A 20,400-nucleotide genomic window follows, 5' to 3' on the forward strand; every position below is an offset into this window, starting at 1 on the left:
ATCTATTCGCGCATCGCTTTCAGCTTCTCGGCCACCGACGCGGCAAGATCGGCGTAGCGCTCTTCCAGCCGTTCCGCCGCCTTGATGACCGCAAAGTCATGGCCGAACTTTTCCAGCGCCATGCGCAGCTTCTCGACGAAATCCGCCTGTTTTTCCAAGGCGGAAAACAGCGTCTTCACCTGTGCTTCGTTGATCTCGGGGTTTGCCAGCATCTGCGGCACTTCGCGGCTCATCTGATCGCCAATGGTGGTCTGCTGCTTCAGGATTTCGATCCAGTCCGTCAATCGGGAAATCTCCTTTTTGCGAGGCACCATGCGCAGTCTCGGCTGGACCGGTCAACCCGGCCCAGCAGGCTGCTGAAGCGCAGCCAGGCGCGTGGAGGCTTGCGCCAGCCCGCTCCGGCGCTAAGTTCGGCGCCATCGCAAGAAGGAATCCGCCGCCCATGCTGACCGACGCAGAACTCCAGACCGCTTTGCCCGCGCTTGGTTCGGGCAATGCCGCAGTCATTACCGGCGCTGCCAGCGGCATTGGTCTTGCCGCCGCGAAGCGGCTGGCTCTCATGGGCATGAAGATCGTGCTCGCCGATATCGCCGGCCCGCGTCTTGAGGATGCGGCCCGTGTTGTTTCCGCGATCGCCGGCGACGATGCCGTGCTGGCCGTCGCCGCCGATGTTTCGAAGGCACAAGACGTGGATCGTCTCGCCGAAAGAGCCTTTGGCGCCTTCGGCAATGTGTCGCTGCTGATGAACAATGCTGGTGTCGGTAACAACCCGGGCAAGCCGTGGGAGAACCGCGACGCTTGGAAGCAGCTGCTGGACATCAATTTCTGGGGTGTCGTGCATGGCGTCGAAGCCTTCGTGCCCCGCATGCTGGCGGCCCGCCAGCCGGGCCTGATCGTCAACACCGGCTCCAAGCAAGGCATCACCACGCCGCCTGGAAACCTTGCCTACAACGTCTCCAAGGCCGGCGTGAAGACCTTTACCGAGGGACTGGCGCATGCCCTGCGCAACGAACCGGGTGCCCATCTGTCGGCGCATCTGCTGATCCCGGGCTTCACCTATACCAGCCTGACCGAGGGTGCGACCGAGAAGCCGGCCGGCGCCTGGACCGGCGAACAGGTCATTGATTTCATGCTGGAATCCCTGACAAAGCGCGACTTCTACATCCTGTGCCCTGACAACGAGGTGACGCGTCCGCTGGATGAGAAACGCATGGCCTGGGCGATCGGCGACATCATCGAAAACCGCCCTGCTCTGTCGCGCTGGCACCCCGACCACAAGGATGCCTTCGCGGCATTCATGAAGCAATGAGCATGTCCGAAAAATGAGAGCCGGTGTTCGGATCGGGTCGCATTCGAGCAACGACGGAACCCTTGGGGGTTAACCGGTTTCAGCCGGTGCTTCGAGCCACCTGCTTTTTCGGTTTGCTCTTTGACGCCACGGCTTTCTTGGCAGCTACGGCCGCGATTTTCTCGTCATGCCGCTTCGCTGCCCGCTCGCATTTGGCACGGATCTCCTGGACCTCGGCTTCGGTCAGATGCTCGATACCGATGAAGGTGTTCTTGGCTTCGCTGACCCGGATCAACTCGTCCAGTTTGGCCTGGATTGCCGCGCCGTCTCGATTCTGGGTGTTTTGGATGAGAAACACCATCAGGAAGGTGATGATCGTCGTCCCGGTGTTGATCACCAGTTGCCAAGTGTCCGAGAAGGCGAAGAGTGGGCCGCTTACTGCCCAGATGATGACGATCAGGCAGCAGAGTGCGAATGTCGGCGACAGCCCCGCAAGGTGGGCTACCCGGTTGGCGATTTTGGTGAAGAGCTTCTCGATCATAGGGTCCCTCAAACAGCGCCGCGCCGTGCGGTACGCCGGAAGGAACAACCGGCGGCCATATCGGGTTCCCATCGGAAAGAAATACAACCGCCGCAATCGAATGCACGCATCAAGGGAATCGGAAGGACAACACACTTTATCGGTTTGGTGTCACAGTAACGGTGCAGGCAAAACAGGCCTGTTCCTTCCGCTTCACAGCGGTTTACCTCCAGCCCTTCCGTTGCGCCACCCCCGCATGACGGAAGGGGTTCAGTCCGGAGCGCTCGCACAATGGTTCCCTGAAGCGCGCCTTTGGCGCAAATGCGCGTGCTCTTCAGCCGCGCCGGCGCGAACTCACGCGGCGTGATTTTCCCAGCGATCCAGGAAGGTCTCGATGGGCATGGCCTGCATGTCGGGAACGGCGCTGGCGAGCTTTTCGACCGGCCAGTCCCACCAGGCGAGAGCCTCGATCCGCGCCGCGATATCGGCTGCGAAACGCGGCCGAAGCGGCTTGGCCGGCACCCCGGCGACGATCGTATAGGGCGGCACGTCATGCGTGACGACGGCATTGGCGCCGACGACGGCGCCATTGCCGATGGTGAGGCCGGGCATGATCACGGCCCCGTGGCCGATCCACACGTCATGGCCGATGCTCACCGCCTTCGCCTGGCGCCGTTCGCGGAAGACGGCATCGACGCCCAGCCAGCGGAAATATTCGTTGGGCCGGTAGCTGACCTTGTGCTGGGTCAGTCGCTCGATCGGATGATCCAGCGCATTGATGCGGCTGTTGGCGGCAATCGAGCAGAATTTGCCGATGTTCGTGTAGATCGCCTCGGCGTGCCGCTCGAAATAGGAAAAATCGCCGACGCTCACTTCGCGCAGCACCACCCGCTCGCCGATCGAGGCGTAGCGACCGAGCTTGCATGCTTTCAGCTCCGCCGTCGGATGGATACGCGGCTCAGGATCTTTCAGCACGAGATTTTCGGAACGGTCCATGCGGGCGGCTTTACGTCAGGGCAATAGCTCCCGCAAGCCGGGAGCAATTGTCGGTCAGGTCAATTGCACGAAAGAACATCTATTTCGGCTTGCCCTTCGTCCACACCACGTTCTGGCCGTAGAGCGGCACGGTGGTGACCGACATCTTGGCCGAGCCGTTCTGCACCTGGCGCGAATGCGAGAGGTAGATCAGCGTCTCGTTGGCCTTGTCGTAGATGCGGTTCACCACCTGCTTCTTCCAGATCAGGCTGATGCCTTGCTTGAACACCTCCTCGCCGCCTTCGCTCATGTCGATGTCGCCGATGGTGATCGGACCGGTCTGGCGGCACGAAATCGAGGAATCGGAAGGATCCTCGAACCAGTTGCCCTTGTGCAGGCGGTCGATGATGCCGCGGTCGAAATAGGACACGTGGCAGGTGACGCCGTCCACCTTCGGGTCCTTGATCGCTTCGACGATGATGTCGTTGCCGAGCCAGTCGACGCCGACCTTGCCGACTTCATCGGCGACTGCGGCACCGGCGCCAAGGACAAGGCACGCGGCCAGGGCGCCGCCGATCAGATTTCGCCCAATCAGTCGTTGCAAGATAGCCTCCGAGGTTCAAGTTTGCCGGTCTCAGGTGGGGCGAAGGACGTTGCATTGCAAGCCGGCGGCCCCGATCAAAACGCCGGCATAGGTCACGGCCGGTTGCGTCAACGCGGCACCTTTGCGTGTACCCGGTCGAACCGCTAAGACTGTTCGCCGAACCGAGGGCTGCCTGGCCATGACCGGCATGCCGATGAAATTACAAGACGGAATCCTGCGGATGATGCGCTCAATACTGGTCGGCATTCTCGTCCTGATGGCGGCCGGCATAGGCTGGCTGACCTTCGACTGGTATCGCGGCCACTATGGCGGCGAGCCTTTCGGTGCCGCCTTTACGCTGGTCGACCAGAAAGGCGCGCCGATCACCGAAGCCGCCTTCCGGGGCCACCCCAGCGTCGTCTTCTTCGGCTTCACCCATTGCCCAGAGGTCTGCCCGACCACGCTGTTCGAACTGTCCGGCTGGCTGAAGACGCTTGGTGACGATGGCAAGAACCTGCATGCCTACTTCGTCTCGGTCGATCCGGAGCGCGACACCCCCGCGGTCATGAACGCCTATGTCAGCAATTTCTCTGACCGCATCACCGGCATATCGGGCGACCCGGACAAGGTCCACGCCATGGCGAAGTCCTTCGGCATCTACTGGAAGAAAGTCGACACCGGCGACGGCGACTACACGATGGACCATACCGCCTCGGTGCTGCTGCTCAACGGCAAGGGCGATTTCGCCGGCACGATCGCCTATGGCGAAAGCGCCGACACCGCGGTGGAAAAGCTCAAACGCCTCGCGGCCAAGGGCTGATGCGAAATCCATGACCCAGACGCGGCTCCATTTCACCGCCGGCAAGATCGAATCCACCAGAATTTTCGCCGCCCTCGATGCCGCCTTTGAGGACGAAGGCTTGCCGATAGCCGTGCTGGAGGTCGATGAGGACGCGGACATTCATGAAGTCTCTCTCTATGCCGACGGCGATGTGGATGCGGTCGAGGCGCGGGTGAAGGACATTCTGGCAGGGCTAGCCCTGTCCAGGCCGGTCGAGCGCGAGACCTTGCCCGATATCGACTGGGTGGCGCGCTCGCTGGAAGGGCTGAAACCGGTGCGTGCCGGCCGTTTCTTCGTGCATGGCGCGCATGATCGCCGCAAACGCCACAGTGGCGAGCTTGCCATCGAGATCGAAGCGGGGCTGGCCTTCGGCACCGGCCACCACGGCACCACCGCCGGATGCCTGGAAATGCTGGAAAAGGTGACGCGGCGCGAGCGGCCGCGCAACGCGCTCGACCTCGGCACCGGCAGCGCGGTGCTGGCCATCGCTGTGGCCAAGCTCTTCCATATTCCCGTGCTGGCGACCGACATCGATCCGGTGGCGGTAAGCGTTGCCGCCGCCAATGCGCGGCTCAACCACGTAAAGGCGCTGGTGGAGACGGTGACCGCGCCCGGATTCCACCATCCGATCTTTGCCAGGCGTGCGCCTTTCGACCTGATCGTCGCCAACATATTGGCGCGGCCGCTGATGCGGCTTGCGCCGGAAATGGCGCGACACATCAGCCTCGGCGGCTCGCTGGTGCTGTCAGGCATCCTCGACCGGCAGCGCGACGCGGTGATCTCCGCCTATGTCGGCCAGAGCTTTCGCCATGTCAGAACGCTGCACCGCGAAGGCTGGGTGACGATCCATCTCAAACGGTGACGCAGCCCCGTCTGGCCCTGCTGAAATCGATTCCGGTTTCCAGCTCCATGCGCTACGGTCGGGCACTATCCGAGGGAGACGCCACCATGTTCCAGACCTTTGATTCCGCTGGCAATCCGGCCGTCGGCAGACCGCGCGTGGCGCTGCTGCGCCAATGGCTGGCGGAAAACGGCCTGGATGGATTTGTCGTTCCCCGCGCCGACGAGCATCAGGGCGAATATGTCGCCGACCGCTCGGCGCGGCTAAAATGGCTGACCGGCTTCAGCGGCTCCGCCGGCGTTGCCATCATCCTGCGCGACCGCGCCTTCATCTTCGTCGACGGACGCTACACGCTGCAGGTGCGCGGCGAGGTTGATCTCGGTATCTTCTCGATCGAGAGCCTGGTCGACAATCCGCCTGCAAATTGGCTCAAGGATAACCTCGGCAAGGGCGCGCGGCTCGGCTTCGACCCCTGGCTGCACACGATCGGCGAGGTCAAGGCGCTGCGGGCCTCGGCCGAAAAGACCGGCGCTGTGCTGGTGCCGCTCGAGACGAACCCGATCGACATAATCTGGAAGGATCAGCCGGAACCACCGGTCGCTCCCATCGAACTCCATCCCATCGGTTTTGCCGGCGAGCTCGCCAAGGACAAGCTGGCGCGGCTGGCGGCGGCGATCGGCAAGGAGGGCGCCACCCATGCGGTGCTGACGGATCCCTCCTCGATCGCATGGGCCTTCAACATCCGTGGCGGCGACGTACCGCACACGCCGCTGGCGCTCGGCTTTGCTGTCCTCGCTGCCGACGGACGGCACCGGCTATTCATGGACAGCCGAAAATTCTCGCGCCAGGTTGCGGCGTATCTCACCCAGCTTGCCGAGCCCCATGAGCCCGGTGAATTCGAGGCAGCGGTCGTGGCGCTGGCCAAGAGCGGCGCGAAAATCGCGCTAGACCCCGTTTTGGCCGCCGACAGGCTGCGCATGCTGGTCGAGGACAATGGCGGCGAGGTGATTGCCGCTCCCGACCCGGCCCGCATCCCGCGCGCCACCAAGAACCAGGCCGAGATCAACGGCTCGCGCGCCGCGCATCGGCGCGATGGCGCGGCGGTGGCGAAGCTTTTGTGCTGGCTCGACCGCCAGAAGCCCGGCTCGCTCGACGAGATCGCGGTCGTCACCCGGCTGGAAGAGACGCGCCGGCAGACCGGCGAGGAAACGCAAATGCCGCTGCGCGACGTCTCCTTCGACACCATTTCGGGCGCCGGCCCGAATGGCGCCATCATGCACTACCGCGTCTCACGCGCCACCAGCCGCAAGCTCCAGGCCGGCGAGCTGTTCCTGCTCGATTCCGGCGCCCAATATCAGGACGGCACCACCGACATCACCCGCACCGTGCCGATCGGCCAGCCGACCGAGGAAATGCGCGAACGCTTCACGCTCGTGCTGAAAGGCATGATCGGCATTTCCACGCTGCGTTTCCCCGCCGGCACGCGCGGCTCGGAAATCGACGCCGTCGCCCGCATGGCGCTGTGGAAGCACGGCTGCGACTTCGCCCACGGCACCGGCCATGGCGTCGGCTCTTATCTGGCGGTGCACGAAGGCCCGCAACGCATCGCCCGCACGGGCACCGAAAAGCTGCTCGAAGGCATGATGCTGTCCAACGAGCCGGGCTATTACAAGGAAGGTTCTTACGGCATCCGCATCGAGAACCTCATCCTGGTGACGCCGGCCGAGCAGATCGACGGCGGCGACATCGCCATGCACGGTTTCGAGACGCTGACCCTGGCGCCGATCGATGTCAGGCTGGTGCGCTCGGATTTGTTGACCCGCGACGAGCTGCATTGGCTCGACACCTACCACGCCCGCGTGCTGGCCGAGATCGGCCCGATGCTCGACGGCGAGACGCTGGCCTGGCTGGAAAAGGCAACGGCGCCCTTACCGCATGACGCTAAGATTTGAGTGCGTCTAAGGTGGCGCCAGCGTTCGAACGATCGCGCCCGGAACTCTACCCCACGAACTGCCGCGCCAGGATCAGCATCGCCGCACCAGCCAAAAACATCGCCATCAGCCCGCCGCGCAGCGAAACCATGGCGGTGACAACCAATGCCGCCCATTCCGCCGGTCCGGCATTCAACAGTTCCGGCGCCACCAATGTCGTCAGCACCGCCGCCGGCACCGCGTTGAGGCCGGCCTCGACGCGCGGATGGATATTGTCGAAGCGCGAGATGACCAGATGCCCGCCGATCCGCGTAAGATAAGTGGCGATCGCGCCGGCGATGATGATCCAGAACGTCGTGCTCATGGCCGTGCCTTCACGCCTGAGTGGTGGGGCGGCAGGATGACGGCCAGCAGCACGCCGGCGATGGCGCCGATCGAAACGTGCCAGGGTGAACCTACCATCTTGTAGGCGACGATCGAGGCGCAAGCACTGGCGACGACCACCGGCAGCCACAACGGCCGCTTGCGGAAGCCCATCACCAGGCCAAGGAAATAGATCGGCAGCAGGAAATCGATGCCCAGCGCATGCGTGTCGGGGATGAGCTTGCCGAACACCGCGCCGAGCGCGCTTTCGATCACCCAAAATACATAGACCGGCAGGCCGAGCCCGAGATACCAGGCGAAGCCGACCGTCTCGCCGGACTGCGCCCTCGCCTCGGCGACGGCGAACTGCGGATCGGTGAGGATGAAGAAGCCGAGCGCTTGGCTGATCACGGGCCAGTGCGCTATGCGCCGGCCGATACCGGCCGAATAGAGCACGTGGCGAAAATTGACGGCGAAGATTGACAGCACGATCAGCCACGGCGCGACATGCTGGCCGAACAGCTCGATGCCGACCATCTGGCTGGCGCCGCCGAAGATCATCGCACTCATCAGGAAGGCTTCGAACACCGAGAAGCCATTGTCGACGGCCAGCGCCCCGAACAGCACCCCGAACGGCGCCGACGCCACAACGACCGGCATGGAAAGCCGCACGCCTTGCCAGAAATCGCTCTTTGCGCCGTTCTCGGAAATTGCATCCGACACCATGGATAACTCCCAGGAGAATGGCCTGATCTAGGTAGCGTGGCCCGCCTTGTCACACGAATTCGGTTGAGCCCAACAATCAGCGGAAATGATTGCCAGGACCAATCCTAGCCCTGCGCCACCTTGCCCTCGATCGCCCTCCCCCAATCGAGCAGCGGCTTGGCGCGCATGGTGAAATCGACCAGCTCGTCGACCAGCGCCGCCGTGTGGATCCCCGTCGGATCGATGACATGCTGGACGTAGAAATGACGGTTGCGGATGGCCTCGGCCAGATCGGAATCGCCGACATGCTCGAAGCCTCGCGGCGTGCGCTTCATGCGGCCTTCCGTCTCGAACTCCAGACCGTTCTTCTTCAAGGCGGCCACCAGGGCGCGGAACCTGTCCGGCCTTGCCGCGATGGCCTTGCGCATGGCGAGCAACAGTTCCGGGGCGGGCTGCCACCAGGCAATGTCGGCGAAGCAGCGTTCCAGCCCGACATGGACATAGAACACGCCCTGCTCCATCTTGGTGCCGTCGGGCGACAGGATCGCCGACAGATGCCGGTTGTAAGGCCGCTTGTCCTTGGCGAAGCGCACGTCCCGGTTGATCCGGAACAGTGATTTCTTGCGGTCGCCCTTGAGGCCGAGCCCGGCCTCGCCGAAACGGCGTGTGAGCGTCTCCACCAGATCGCCCAGCGGATCGCGCAATTCCTGTTCGAACAGGTCACGATTCTCTACGAACCACTCGCGGCTCTGGTGGAAATCAAGCGCCTTCAGGAACGGAATAGCCTTCTGGCCGAACCCCTTGAATTCGCCTGACATCATGCCTTGCCGATCCGCTGCAGCCACGCGTCCTCGTCTATGACCTCGATGCCGAGTTCACTGGCAAGCTTGAGTTTCGAGCCCGCGCCGGGCCCCGCCACCACCAGATCGGTCTTGGCCGAAACCGAGCCCGCCACCTTGGCGCCCAGCCGTTCGGCCATCGCCTTGGCTTCGGAACGCGTCATCTTTTCCAGCGAGCCCGTGAACACGACGGTCTTGCCCGCGACCACGCTGTCGGCCGAGACGGTGACGACATACGGCTTCGGCCTGACCTGTTTAAGCAACGCCTCAAGCACGTCGTCATTGCGCTCATTGCCGAAGAAATCGGCCAGCGCGTTGATCACCGTATCGCCGATGCCGTTGATCGACGGGAAGACACTATGCGGATCGTCAGCCGCCGCGGTCTCCTTGCCGACGCGGATCAGTTCCTCGATTGTCGAAAACGTCCGGGCAAGCACGGCCGCCGTCGTTTCGCCGATATGGCGGATCCCAAGCGCAAAGATGAAGCGGTCGAGCTCGGGTTCGCGGCGCGAATCGATCGCCGCAAAGAGCTTGTCCAACCCTTCATAGTTGCGGTCCTCGACGCTGCGCACATTCTTGCGCGTCTTGCCCGACGCCGCCTCGCGCTGCCTCGCCTGCTCCTCGCGCCGCTCGGCCAGCGCCTTGGTGACGGCGGGACGCCGATCCCTGAGCGTGAAGATGTCGGCGGCCGTCTTGACCAGGCCCGCATTGAAGAACAGGTCGATGTTTTCCGCGCCTAGGCCCTCGATATCCATGGCCCCGCGCGACACGAAGTGGCGCAGCCCTTCCACGGCTTGCGCGGGGCAGATCAGTTCGCCCGTGCAACGCCTGCGGGAATCCTCCTTGCCGGTCTTCTCGTTGATTTCGCGCGTCGCCGGCGAGCCGCAGATCGGGCAAGTATGTGGGAATTCGTAAGGCACGGCATCCGGCGGACGCTTGTCGACGACGACACTGACGATCTGCGGGATGACATCCCCTGCCCGCTGGATCACCACGGTGTCGCCGATGCGCACGTCGATGCCGTCGCGGATCGGCTGGCCGTTGCTGTCGAAACCCTTGATATAGTCTTCGTTGTGCAGCGTGACGTTCTCGACCACGACGCCCCCGACTGTCACGGGCGCAAGCCTCGCCACCGGCGCCAGCGTGCCGGTGCGCCCGACCTGGATGTCGATCTTCTGCACGGTCGTCATCGCTTGTTCGGCCGGAAATTTGTGCGCGATGGCCCAGCGCGGTTCGCCGGTGACAAAGCCCCACCGGCGCTGCAACTCCAGCTGGTCGACCTTGTAGACGACGCCGTCGATGTCGTAGCCCAAGGAAGAACGCTGTTCCTCGATGCGGTGATAATGCGCGATCAGTTCGCCGACCGACCTCGCCCGCACCATCAGCGGGCTGACTTTGAAGCCCCATTCCGCGAATTTCTGCACCGAATCGTATTGTGTCGGAGCGGGGTCGGCTGTCGTGTAGCCCCAGGCATAGGCAAAGAATTTGAGGTTCCGGCTGGCGGTGACCGATGGATCCTTCTGGCGCAGCGACCCAGCCGCCGTATTGCGCGGATTGACATAGTCCTGGCCGCCGGCGGCCGCTGAGCGCTGCTTCAGCGCCTCGAATTCGGCATAGGTCATGTAGACCTCGCCGCGTATCTCGATGATTTCGGGCCAGCCCGAGCCTTTCAGCCTGCCGGGAATATCGGCGATGGTCCTCAGATTGGCGGTGATGTCTTCGCCGACAGCGCCATCGCCGCGCGTTGCGCCCTGCACGAACACGCCGTTCTCGTAACGTAGCGAGGCCGACAGGCCGTCGATCTTCGGTTCGGCCGTGAAGGCGATGTCGAGATCCTTGTCGCGGTCGAAGAAGCGCCGGCCGCGTTCGATGAAATCGGCGACGTCCTCGTCGGTATAGGCCTTGGCGAGGCTGAGCATGGGCACGGCATGACGCACCTTGGCAAAGCCTTCCGCCGGCGCGGCACCGACCCTGCGCGATGGCGAATTCTCGCGCACCAGGGCGGGAAAGCGCTGCTCGATGGCGAGGTTGCGCCGGGTCAGCGCATCATAGGCGGCGTCGGTGATAACAGGCGCGTCCTCGGTATGGTAGCGGCGGTCGTGCTCCGCGATCTCCTGCGCCAGGCGCTTCAGCTCCGCTTCGGCTTCGCTCTCACTGAGTGAATCGACTGGTCTTTCAGACATCGCACGGCTTCCCTGACCAATGCACGCCGCCCAAAATATGGTGCGATTTTGGGGCAACGACATGCGCAAAACAATAACCAAGGCGCGGCGCACTTTGGTTGGGCGCCACTATAAATCAGGATTTGGCAGGAGGGAGCCGGCCTGCGAAAAAATCATTCCTGAACAGCAGGATGCAGCCATATCCTGACTCGCCTTCACGGGAAACGAGCTTTCAGGCAGCCGCCGTATTCTCCCGCAGCAATCTTTCGGCGGCCGCGCGCGCTTCGTCGGTGATGGTGGCGCCGGCCAGCATGCGCGCGATCTCTTCCTGGCGCGCCGCCCGGTCCATTTCGGCGATACCGGTCGCGACCTTGTCGGTGCTGCCGGATTTGGAGATCAGGAAGTGCGTCGCCGCGCGGGCCGCCACCTGCGGCGCATGGGTGACCGAGAGCACCTGCACGCGCCTGGACAATCTTGCCAGCCGCTGGCCGATGGCATCCGCGACGGCGCCGCCCACCCCTGTGTCGATTTCATCGAAGACCAGCGTTGGCGCCGAGCCCCGGTCGGCCAGCGCCACCTTCAGCGCCAGCAGGAAGCGCGAAAGCTCGCCGCCGGAAGCAACCTTCATCATCGGCCCGGGCCGGGTGCCGGGATTGGTGCGCACCCAGAACTCGATCTGGTCGATGCCCTCTTCCATGCGGCTCTCGGCCTCGCTCTTCATCTCGACGATGAAGGCGGCGCGTTCGAGCTTAAGCGCCGGCAGTTCGGCCATCACCGCCTTGGTCAGCCCGACCGCCGCGGCATGGCGAAGCGAGGACAACTGCGCGGCGGCGATATCATAGGCTTCGCGCGCTGCGGCCGCCTGCTTTTCCAGCCCATGAAGGCGCTCCTCGCCGGCATCGAGATCGGCAAGATCGGCAACCATCGTGTCGCGCAATTGCGCCAAATCATCGACGGCAACGCTGTGCTTGCGCGATGCCGCGCGCAGCGAAAACAATCGCTCTTCCGCCTTTTCCAGCCGCTGTGGATCATATTCGGTGGCGCGCAAAGCCGCCTCGACACCCGACTGCGCCGCGTCGAGCGACAGCATCGCCTCATCCAGCGACTTGACCACTTCGTCGAGCAGCCCGGGGGCCTCGCCGGCCTTGCGCTGCAACCGCCTGAGCAGGCTGGCCAGTTGCGGCAAGGGCGAGGATGGACCCGAAAGCACGTCCTGCGCGTCGTGGATTTCGGAGGCGATCTTCTCGGCCCGCATCATGTGGGCGCGCAAGTCGGCAAGCTCAGTCTCCTCACCCGGCTGCGGATCGAGCTTGGTCAGCTCCGTGACCGCTGCGCGCAGGTAGTCCGCTTCGCGCGCCGCCGCCGCCACCTTGGCACGATGGCGCGAGAGCTCCTGCTCGCAGGCGCGCCAGTGCCGCCAGGCCTCGGCCGTCGACCGGACGGCGCCGAGATGGCCGCCGAAGGCGTCGAGCACGTCGCGATGCGCGCCGGGATCGACAAGGGCGCGTTCGTCATGCTGGCCGTGGATCTCGACCAGCGCGCGGCCGACGTCGCGCATCAGCGTCACGCTGGACGGCTGATCGTTGACGAAGACGCGGGTGCGGCCGTCCACAGTCTGCAAGCGGCGCAGGATGATGTCGCCGTCGTCCTCGATGGCATTCTCGGCAAGCAACGCGCGCACCGGATGGTTGCGCGGCACGTCGAACACGGCAATCACCTGGCCCTGTGCCGCGCCGTGGCGCACCAGGGAAGCGTCACCGCGAGCCCCAAGCGCCAAGGACAGAGCGTCGAGCAGGATGGATTTTCCGGCGCCGGTCTCGCCCGTCAGCACCGAGAGACCGGGCTGGAAGTCGATATCCAGCTTCTCGATCAGGACGATATCGCGGATCGACAGCCTGGAAAGCATCGTTACGCCTGCATCAGGCGCCGGTGATCAGTTTCCCGGCCTTGGATATCCACGAGCCGGCATTCTCGCGCGGCGCAAGCCCGTTGCTCTGCAGGAGCTTGTAGGAATCCTTGTACCATGGGCTGTCGGGATAATTGGTGCCGAGAACGGCGGCGGCGGTCTGCGCCTCCGAAGTCAGGCCCATCGCATAATAGCTCTCGGTCAGGCGCGCCAGCGCCTCCTCGACGTGGCGGGTGTTGGAATAATTCTCGACCACATTGCGGAAACGCTTGACCGCAGCGATGTATTCGCGGCGTTCGAGATAATAGCGGCCGATCTGCATCTCCTTGCCGGCGAGCTGGTCGTTGGCGAAGCGGATCTTTTCCTTGGCGTCATCGACATATTCTGAATTAGGCCAGCGCGTCACGAGATCCTGCATGGTCTGCACGGTCTGGCGCGCTTCCTTCTGATCCTGCGTCACGTCCTTGATCTGGCGGTAGTAGCTAAGGCCGATGATGTACTGCGCATAAGCCGCGTCATCCGTTGACGGATACAGCGTCAGATAACGCTTGGCCGACGCGATCGCTTCGTCGTAGCTGCCCTTGCGATAGTCGGCGAACGCGCCCATCACCATCGATTTGCGGGCCCACTCCGAATAAGGATGCTGGCGGTCGACCGCGTCGAACTTCTTGCTCGCCTCGTCGAGGCGTCCGGCATTCAGATTGGCGAGCCCTTGGTTGTAGAGAACGTCGGCCGGTTCGGTCTGATCGACATAGGTCGACAGGTCGATATCTTTTTCCGACGACATGCAAGCAGACAGGAAGAGCGATGGAACAACCACCGAAAGCGCCAGGAAAACGGACCGCTGCGGCGCTTTCAATTGACCGACTCGCTTGAAGAACATGATTGGATTGCGCCCTTTCGGCGTTATTTCAGTGCCTGTTGCATATCGTTTCCCCAAAACTGGTCCCCACTTCCAGGCGACATGCACTATCGACGGCAGCAGCCATAAACCATAACCGCCTTGCCCGGCAACGCTATGTCTAGGCAATCGAACATTTTTGTGGCGGCCGGGCCGCGCCGGAGCATCCCTGCGATTTCGCCGGCAAATGATGCATTCATGCAACACCAGCGAGCTGCGATGGTATCCGGAAAGTGGTGGCGACTCAGATCATCCAGGGCGCATAGAGAGGCGCGTTGACGGCGCTCATCTCGGCCGCACGGCCGCGCTCGCGGCGGGTCGTTTCGACGATCTCGAACGCGGTACGGTCCGACAGCACGCGCCGCAAGGCGGCCGCATTCAGCCTATGGCCGCCACGATAGGAGCGGAAGCAGCCGATGAAGCGGGCCCCGGCCAGTGCCAGGTCGCCCATGGCGTCCAGCGTCTTATGGCGTACGAACTCGTTGGGGTAGCGCAAGCCGCCCATGTTGATGACGCGGTTGTCGTCACCGATGACCAGCGAATTCTCGAGCGAGGATCCCAGCGCATAGCCGGCGGCCCACAGCCGCTCGACGTCCTTCATGAAGCCGAAGGTGCGGGCGCGCGCGATGTCGCGGCGGAAAATGTCCGCATTGATGTCGGACGCGAACAGCTGCCGGCCGATCGCCGGGCTTTCGAAATCGATCTCGACCTCGAAGCGGGTGCCGTCATAGGGCCTGAACTCAGCCCAGGAGGCGCCGTTCTCGATGCGGACCGGCTTGACGATCCGGATGTAGCGCCGCTTGACCGACAGCGTTTCGATGCCGGCCTGGTCTATGGCCTCGACGAACGCCATCGCGCTGCCGTCGAGGATAGGGACCTCATGGCCGTCGATCTCGATGATGACATTGTCGATGCCGAGCCCGAACAGCGCCGCCATGATGTGCTCGACCGTGGCGATGTGCTCGCCAGAGGGATCACCGAGCATGGTGCACAGGTCGGTTGCGCCGATCTCGGAAAACAGGGCGCGGAACTCGCGACCTTGCCCGTTCTCACTAAAAAGCTGGAAAACGATGCCGGTGTCGGCATCCGCCGGGAGAAAGCTGATGGAAACTTCCTTGCCGCTGTGAACGCCGGTGCCCGTAAGCGACGCGCGCGCCTTCACTGTCGTCTGATAGTCGTGCAAGACAATCCCCATAAGCCCGAAATGCCTAGGTCCGCTTCTCCAGCCCGAGGGCGCGGCTCTCTTGTAAAAATCGGCAGGCCAGGTCACTTCCCCCGAAATCCCGGCAAACCGACGACGGTAGGCAGCAAAGATAATGTCCCATCAGGGATAGTCCAAATCACGGTTTCTTACTCTCTGTAACCGCAACCGACGTATGGATAGCCGCTTAAGTGCCTGAATTTGCATCCTTTTAAACGTTAACAGGCAAGCAATTCCTTGCCTGCCTGTTAACAATTGTTACAGCCCGTTAACCGCTCAGTTGGCCTGGCGACGCAGGAACGCCGGAATTTCCAGCTGGTCGTCCTCCTGAGTCGCCCTGGGCTGCGGCGTCAGGCGGCCTTGGTCGTCGAGCTGGCCGCGACGAGGCGCGTAGAGCTGCGCGTCCTGGCTTGCCAGACGGCGCACTTCCGGTGCGGCCTGACGCAGCTTGGGCTCGCGCGGCTGCGCCGGCTGCAGGCGTGCAGGCTCTTCCTCGCGGCGCGTCAGGCCGTTGGTCAGACGCTTCAAGAGCCCCATCGGTCCGCTGTTCTCATGGTCGGCCGGGCGGCTCTTGGCGTCGACCTCGGCCTTCACGACAGGCGGAAAGTCCTCGACGCGCGGCATGCGCTGGGGAGCCATCGCGACCGGCTGCTGGACTTCGCGCAGGATCTCGCGCGGCTGAGGCGCCGGCTGCATCTGCTGGACCACGGGCTGCACCATCGGTTGCGGCTGCGCCGGCGGAGCCTGGAAGATCTTGCTCTGCGGACGGAAATCATCCGCATGGGCAACCGGCGCCGGACGGGCTTGTGCCATCGCCGCGGCGTTTGCTTCGGCCAGTTGGATCGCTTCCGCGACCGGATCGGCGGCGCGCGGCTCGAACGCAGCCTGCTGGACCGGCGCGGGGCGGCTTTCCGCCGCGGCAACGGCCGGGCGGGCGGCCGGCTTCTGCGGCGCGGTGCGGATCGAGATCGGCGCGGCGGCGATTTCGGCCGCCGACTTGTCGATGCCGGTGGCAACAACCGAGACGCGGATGACACCTTCGAGCTCCTCGTCGAAAGTGGCGCCCAGGATGATGTTGGCGTCCTGATCGACCTCCTCGCGGATGCGGGTCGCCGCTTCGTCGACTTCGAACAGGGTCAGGTCGCGGCCGCCGGTGATCGAGATCAGCAGGCCCTTGGCGCCCTTCATCGAGGTCTCGTCGAGCAGCGGGTTGGCGATCGCGGCTTCCGCGGCCGCCATCGCGCGGCCCTCGCCCGATGCCTCGCCGGTGCCCATCATCGCCTTGCCCATCTCGCGCATCACCGAACGAACGTCGGCGAAGTCGAGATTGATCAGGCCTTCCTTGACCATCAGGTCGGTGATGCAGGCTACACCCGAATAGAGCACCTGGTCAGCCATGGCGAACGCGTCGGCGAAGGTGGTCTTGTCATTGGCCAGCCGGAACAGGTTCTGGTTAGGGATGACGATCAGTGTGTCGACGCATTTCTGCAGCTCCTCGATGCCGAAATCCGCCGTCTTCATGCGGCGCTGGCCTTCGAAATGGAACGGCTTGGTGACGACGCCGACAGTGAGGATGCCCTTCTCGCGGGCGGCGCGCGCCACGACCGGCGCCGCTCCCGTGCCCGTGCCGCCGCCCATGCCCGCGGTGACGAAGCACATATGGGTGTTGGACAGGTGATCGATGATCTCGTCGATGCATTCTTCCGCTGCCGCGCGGCCCACTTCAGGCTGGGATCCGGCGCCCAGCCCCTCGGTGACATGCGCGCCGAGCTGGATCAGCCGGTCGGCTTTCGACATGGTCAGCGCCTGCGCGTCGGTGTTGGCGACAACGAACTCGACGCCGCGCAGACCGGCGGTGATCATGTTGTTGACGGCGTTGCCGCCGCCGCCGCCGACGCCGAACACGGTGATGCGTGGCTTAAGCTCGGTGATGTCCGGCTTTTGCAGATTGATGGTCATTGTCTCCGTCCTTTGCCTTTCCTGCCGCTTCGCCGCCGCGGCCACTTATGGGGCTGTCCCCGTCAATTAGAAACTGTCTCTCAACCACTGACTCATGCGATGCAGTTTTCCGCCCGTTCCGGTCATTCTGAGACCGGAAATTCCTTTCGCCGGATGGCTCTCGAAGCTCGCCATCTGCGGGTAGATCAACAAGCCGACGGCCGCCGAGAAGGCCGGCCCCTTCGCCGCTTCGGGCAGGCCCGCCACGCCGAGCGGGCGGCCGATGCGCACATTGCGCCCCAGGATGCGGCGCGCCGCTTCCGGCAGGCCGGCAAGCTGGCTGGCGCCGCCGGTCAGCACCACGCGCTTGCCCACCGCATTGCCGTAGCCGGACTTGTTCAGCCGGTCGCGCAAAAGCTCGAGCGTCTCGTCGATGCGGGCACGCACGATGCGCGTCATGACGGAGCGCGGAATCTGGAGCGGCACTTCGCCCTCGTCGCCGATCGGCTGGATCGAGACCAGGTCGCGGTCATCGGCGCTGCCGGGCAACGCCGAACCGTGCATCACCTTCAGCCGTTCGGCGGCATCGAGCGAGGTGGACAGTCCCTTGGCCATGTCCAGCGTGACGTGGTTGCCGCCGATGGCGATGGCGTCGCCATGGACGAACTTGCCTTCCGAAAACACCGAGATCGTCGTCGTGCCGCCGCCCATATCGATGCAGGCGGCGCCCAGTTCCAGCTCGTCGTCGACCAATGCCGCCAGCCCGCTGGCATAGGGCGTCGCCACCATGCGCTCGACCGAAAGATGCGAGCGGTTGATGGAGAGCTCCAGGTTGCGCATCGGAGCGGCGTCGCCGGTCAGCACATGCATGTCGACGCCAAGCGTGTCGCCGACCATGCCGCGCGGATCGCGCACGCCGCGCTCAGCGTCGAGCGAGAAGCCGACGGGGAGCGAATGGACCACCTCGCGCTCGGTCTTCAGCGCCTGCTTGGCGCCGGCACCGAGCACCCGCTTGATGTCGGCCTCGTCGGCCTCATGGCCGCCGAGATTGATGGTTGCCGAGAAAGCTTCGCTCTTCAGCCGGCCGGCGGTCATGTTCACGATCAGCGAATCGACCGTCAGCCCGGCCATGCGCTCGGCGGCGTCGACGGAGAGACGAATGGCATGTTCGGCACGATCGAGATCGATGACGACGCCCGATTTGACGCCCTGCGACTTCTGATGGCCGATGCCGATCACCTGGATGCGGTGCGAGCGTCCGCGCAGCAGCTTCCCGTCATCGCACGGCTTCAGCTTCGCCACCATGCAGCAGACCTTGCTCGAACCGACATCCAGCACCGTCAAGGTGCCGGAGCGGCGCGACGAGGCATCGCCTGAACCGCCAAGCCAGCTCATATCTTCGTCTCCGGCTTGCGCTTCAGCGTTTTCGGTTTCTCGTTGAGCGCGGCTTCGCGCTGAGTCGCCGCCTCCGGCGTCAGTTGCACGACCAGCCGGTCCGACAGCCGCATATCGACGGCCGCGATATCGCGCGACAACAGCCCCTTGTCATGGTCCATGCCGACGAGTTCGGCGAGTGCCTGATCCTCGCCATCCTCGGGGAGCTTGACGGTGATGCCATTGTCCAGCTTCAGGTCCCAGCGCCGATCGCCGACACGGACATAGCCCCTGATGCGGGTCGCGAGATCCGGGTATTTTTCGATCTTCGCCAGGAATTCCGGCGCCTTGGCCGGCGCGCCGGCTCCGATCAGCAATGGCAGCAGCACCTGCTTGCCACCCGAGAACGGCGCGATAACGGCACCGTCTTTTTCGATGACGGAGAGATCGCTGCCCTGCTGCCAAAGCGCGAACGCCTGACGCTCCTCGACGCGCACCTCCAACGTGTGCGGATAGACCTTGCGCACCGCGGCGACCTCGATCCAGGGCAAGGTGGCGATGCGTTCCCGCGCCGCCTCGGCATCGAAGCCGATCAGCGACGTCCAGCCATCGAGCTCGAGCCTGTCGAGAATATCGATCTCGGACGTCTGGCGATTGCCGACCACCTTGACCTGGTCGACGGCAAAGCCGGTCCGGGCAGTGATGCTCTGGACGATGCCGTCGGCATGACCGCCGAGATAGGCGCCATAAGCGCCGCTCGAAGCAATGAGCACTGCCGACATGACCGCGGCGGAGAAGCGCGGCGCCTGGAATTCGCCCTCGCCCAGACGCGCCAGGATACGCACCGGGCGGCGAAGCACGCGCGGCAGCACGAAATGGTCGAACGACAATGGCAGGCTGAACAGCGCCGGCCCGGCCACGCCCTTCCCCTTGCCCTGCCCCCATTTCAACGCAGACACGAAGCGTCCTCCACCATCCAACTCAACAGATCGCCGAACGAATGCCCTGCCTGGGCGGCGATTTCAGGCACCAGAGACGTCGGCGTCATGCCCGGCTGGGTATTGACCTCGAGCCATACAACCTCGCCATTTTCGGAGTGACGATCGTCATAACGGAAGTCCGACCGGGAAACGCCCCGACAGCCGACAGCTTGGTGAGCCTTGAGCGCCAGTGTCTGTATTTTTTGGTAAATATTCGGTGAAACTTTTGCGGGGCATTCGTGTTTTGATCCGCCCGCGACATATTTGGAATCGTAGTCATAGAACGAATGGCCCGTCGGGATGATCTCGCAGACGCCAAGCGCCACGTCGCCCATGACGGCACAGGTCAGCTCGCGCCCATGGATGTAACGCTCGACCATGACGGTATCGCCATATTTCCACTCGGACGAGCCGATGACCTGCGGCGGATGCGACTGCCCCTCATGCACGATCACGACGCCGAAGCTCGACCCCTCATTGACCGGCTTCACCACATAAGGCGGCTTCATCGGATGGTTGTTCTGAATGGCGAAGCGATTGGCGACCTTCGATTCGGCGACGGGGACACCGGCCAATTTCACGACTTTCTTCGACTGCTCCTTGTTCATCGCAAGCGCCGAGGCGAGCACGCCGGAATGGGTGTAGGGAATGCCGAGATATTCGAGAATGCCCTGAATGGTGCCGTCCTCGCCAAAAGGACCATGCAGCGCATTGAAGGCGACATCGGGCCTGAGATCGGCAAGCACGGAGCCGACGTCGCGCCCGACATCGACGCGCGTGACTTGATAGCCTTCCGTCTCAAGCACATCGGCACAGGCCTTCCCCGAAGACAGAGACACGGGCCGCTCGGACGAGAAACCACCCAGCAGGACGGCCACATGCTTGTTTTTCATTCCCCGTCATCCCCTCTCACGGCGGATCAAAAACCAAGATTTCCGCAACATTGAGTCCGAGTCTCCCGGCAGGTTGCCCCCCAGACGGAAAACGCGGGAAACGCGTCGAACGACTCAAATCAGGAAACGCTTTGGAGCAGAGAATCAGAGAGTTGATTC

The 20,400-nt window shown here is 63.7% G+C and carries 19 protein-coding genes; 4 read left to right on the forward strand and 15 right to left on the reverse strand.

Annotated features, from left to right (window positions below):
* Window positions 1-2: 2 nt before the first annotated feature.
* Window positions 3-284 (reverse strand): hypothetical protein, encoded by a 282-nt coding sequence (locus tag FJ426_RS19405; RefSeq protein ID WP_140495255.1) that lies wholly within the window; start codon window positions 282-284, stop codon window positions 3-5.
* 158 nt (window positions 285-442) lie between these two features.
* Here FJ426_RS19405 and FJ426_RS19410 point away from each other — a divergent pair, with 158 nt between their 5' ends.
* On the forward strand, window positions 443-1,309 hold the full coding sequence (locus tag FJ426_RS19410) for an SDR family NAD(P)-dependent oxidoreductase (protein ID WP_140559532.1): 867 nt from the start codon (window positions 443-445) through the stop codon (window positions 1,307-1,309).
* 79 nt (window positions 1,310-1,388) lie between these two features.
* On the opposite strand, the gene FJ426_RS19415 is transcribed toward FJ426_RS19410, so the two are convergent.
* From FJ426_RS19415 to FJ426_RS19425, 3 genes are all read right to left on the reverse strand, one after another.
* Window positions 1,389-1,829, reverse strand: a complete 441-nt coding sequence (locus tag FJ426_RS19415; RefSeq protein WP_181165307.1) for a low affinity iron permease family protein — start codon at window positions 1,827-1,829, stop codon at window positions 1,389-1,391.
* Between the two features lie 333 nt (window positions 1,830-2,162).
* Window positions 2,163-2,804 (reverse strand): DapH/DapD/GlmU-related protein, encoded by a 642-nt coding sequence (locus FJ426_RS19420; protein ID WP_140559531.1) that lies wholly within the window; start codon window positions 2,802-2,804, stop codon window positions 2,163-2,165.
* 79 nt (window positions 2,805-2,883) lie between these two features.
* Entirely contained in the window at window positions 2,884-3,387 is a 504-nt protein-coding gene (locus FJ426_RS19425; protein ID WP_140630936.1) for a CreA family protein, read from the reverse strand.
* A gap of 220 nt (window positions 3,388-3,607) precedes the next feature.
* On the opposite strand from FJ426_RS19425, the gene FJ426_RS19430 reads away from it, so the two are divergent.
* The 3 genes from FJ426_RS19430 to FJ426_RS19440 all read left to right on the forward strand — a co-directional run bounded on the left by FJ426_RS19430 (window position 3,608) and on the right by FJ426_RS19440 (window position 7,000).
* Window positions 3,608-4,186, forward strand: a complete 579-nt coding sequence (locus tag FJ426_RS19430; protein ID WP_140495247.1) for an SCO family protein — start codon at window positions 3,608-3,610, stop codon at window positions 4,184-4,186.
* Window positions 4,187-4,196: 10 nt separating this feature from the next.
* Window positions 4,197-5,069 carry a 50S ribosomal protein L11 methyltransferase gene (locus FJ426_RS19435; protein ID WP_140521202.1) on the forward strand — a complete coding sequence of 291 codons (873 nt, stop codon included), beginning with the start codon at window positions 4,197-4,199 and terminating at the stop codon, window positions 5,067-5,069.
* An 86-nt stretch (window positions 5,070-5,155) separates the two neighbouring features.
* Window positions 5,156-7,000 carry an aminopeptidase P family protein gene (locus tag FJ426_RS19440; protein ID WP_140559530.1) on the forward strand — a complete coding sequence of 615 codons (1,845 nt, stop codon included), beginning with the start codon at window positions 5,156-5,158 and terminating at the stop codon, window positions 6,998-7,000.
* 46 nt (window positions 7,001-7,046) lie between these two features.
* Here FJ426_RS19440 and FJ426_RS19445 read toward each other — a convergent pair whose 3' ends face one another.
* The 11 genes from FJ426_RS19445 to FJ426_RS19495 all read right to left on the reverse strand — a co-directional run bounded on the left by FJ426_RS19445 (window position 7,047) and on the right by FJ426_RS19495 (window position 20,241).
* A complete protein-coding gene (locus tag FJ426_RS19445; protein ID WP_140521204.1) occupies window positions 7,047-7,343 on the reverse strand; it encodes an AzlD family protein in 297 nt (98 codons plus the stop codon).
* A complete protein-coding gene (locus FJ426_RS19450; protein WP_140559529.1) occupies window positions 7,340-8,068 on the reverse strand; it encodes an AzlC family ABC transporter permease in 729 nt (242 codons plus the stop codon). The genes FJ426_RS19445 and FJ426_RS19450 overlap by 4 nt, the downstream gene beginning before the upstream one ends.
* Window positions 8,069-8,172: 104 nt before the next feature.
* The gene (locus FJ426_RS19455) at window positions 8,173-8,865 is read right to left on the reverse strand and encodes a TIGR02453 family protein (RefSeq protein ID WP_140559666.1); all 693 of its coding nucleotides are present in this window, start codon (window positions 8,863-8,865) and stop codon (window positions 8,173-8,175) included.
* A complete protein-coding gene (ligA, locus tag FJ426_RS19460; protein WP_140825499.1) occupies window positions 8,865-11,069 on the reverse strand; it encodes an NAD-dependent DNA ligase LigA in 2,205 nt (734 codons plus the stop codon). Before ligA ends, FJ426_RS19455 begins: the two co-directional genes overlap by 1 nt.
* A gap of 211 nt (window positions 11,070-11,280) precedes the next feature.
* A complete protein-coding gene (gene recN, locus FJ426_RS19465; RefSeq protein WP_140516585.1) occupies window positions 11,281-12,954 on the reverse strand; it encodes a DNA repair protein RecN in 1,674 nt (557 codons plus the stop codon).
* A gap of 13 nt (window positions 12,955-12,967) precedes the next feature.
* Entirely contained in the window at window positions 12,968-13,837 is an 870-nt protein-coding gene (locus tag FJ426_RS19470; RefSeq protein WP_140559527.1) for an outer membrane protein assembly factor BamD, read from the reverse strand.
* Between the two features lie 262 nt (window positions 13,838-14,099).
* Complete coding sequence (lpxC, locus tag FJ426_RS19475; protein ID WP_140521209.1) at window positions 14,100-15,050, reverse strand: UDP-3-O-acyl-N-acetylglucosamine deacetylase; 951 nt, start codon at window positions 15,048-15,050, stop codon at window positions 14,100-14,102.
* 282 nt (window positions 15,051-15,332) lie between these two features.
* On the reverse strand, window positions 15,333-17,015 hold the full coding sequence (gene ftsZ, locus FJ426_RS19480) for a cell division protein FtsZ (RefSeq protein ID WP_140559526.1): 1,683 nt from the start codon (window positions 17,013-17,015) through the stop codon (window positions 15,333-15,335).
* Window positions 17,016-17,081: 66 nt separating this feature from the next.
* Entirely contained in the window at window positions 17,082-18,389 is a 1,308-nt protein-coding gene (gene ftsA, locus FJ426_RS19485) for a cell division protein FtsA (protein ID WP_140516589.1), read from the reverse strand.
* Window positions 18,386-19,327 (reverse strand): cell division protein FtsQ/DivIB, encoded by a 942-nt coding sequence (locus FJ426_RS19490; protein WP_140559525.1) that lies wholly within the window; start codon window positions 19,325-19,327, stop codon window positions 18,386-18,388. Before FJ426_RS19490 ends, ftsA begins: the two co-directional genes overlap by 4 nt.
* Window positions 19,315-20,241 carry a D-alanine--D-alanine ligase gene (locus FJ426_RS19495; protein WP_140495223.1) on the reverse strand — a complete coding sequence of 309 codons (927 nt, stop codon included), beginning with the start codon at window positions 20,239-20,241 and terminating at the stop codon, window positions 19,315-19,317. Before FJ426_RS19495 ends, FJ426_RS19490 begins: the two co-directional genes overlap by 13 nt.
* Window positions 20,242-20,400 lie beyond the last annotated feature (159 nt).

The sequence above is a fragment of the Mesorhizobium sp. B2-6-4 genome, assembly GCF_006441495.1.
Classification (GTDB): Bacteria; Pseudomonadota; Alphaproteobacteria; order Rhizobiales; family Rhizobiaceae; genus Mesorhizobium.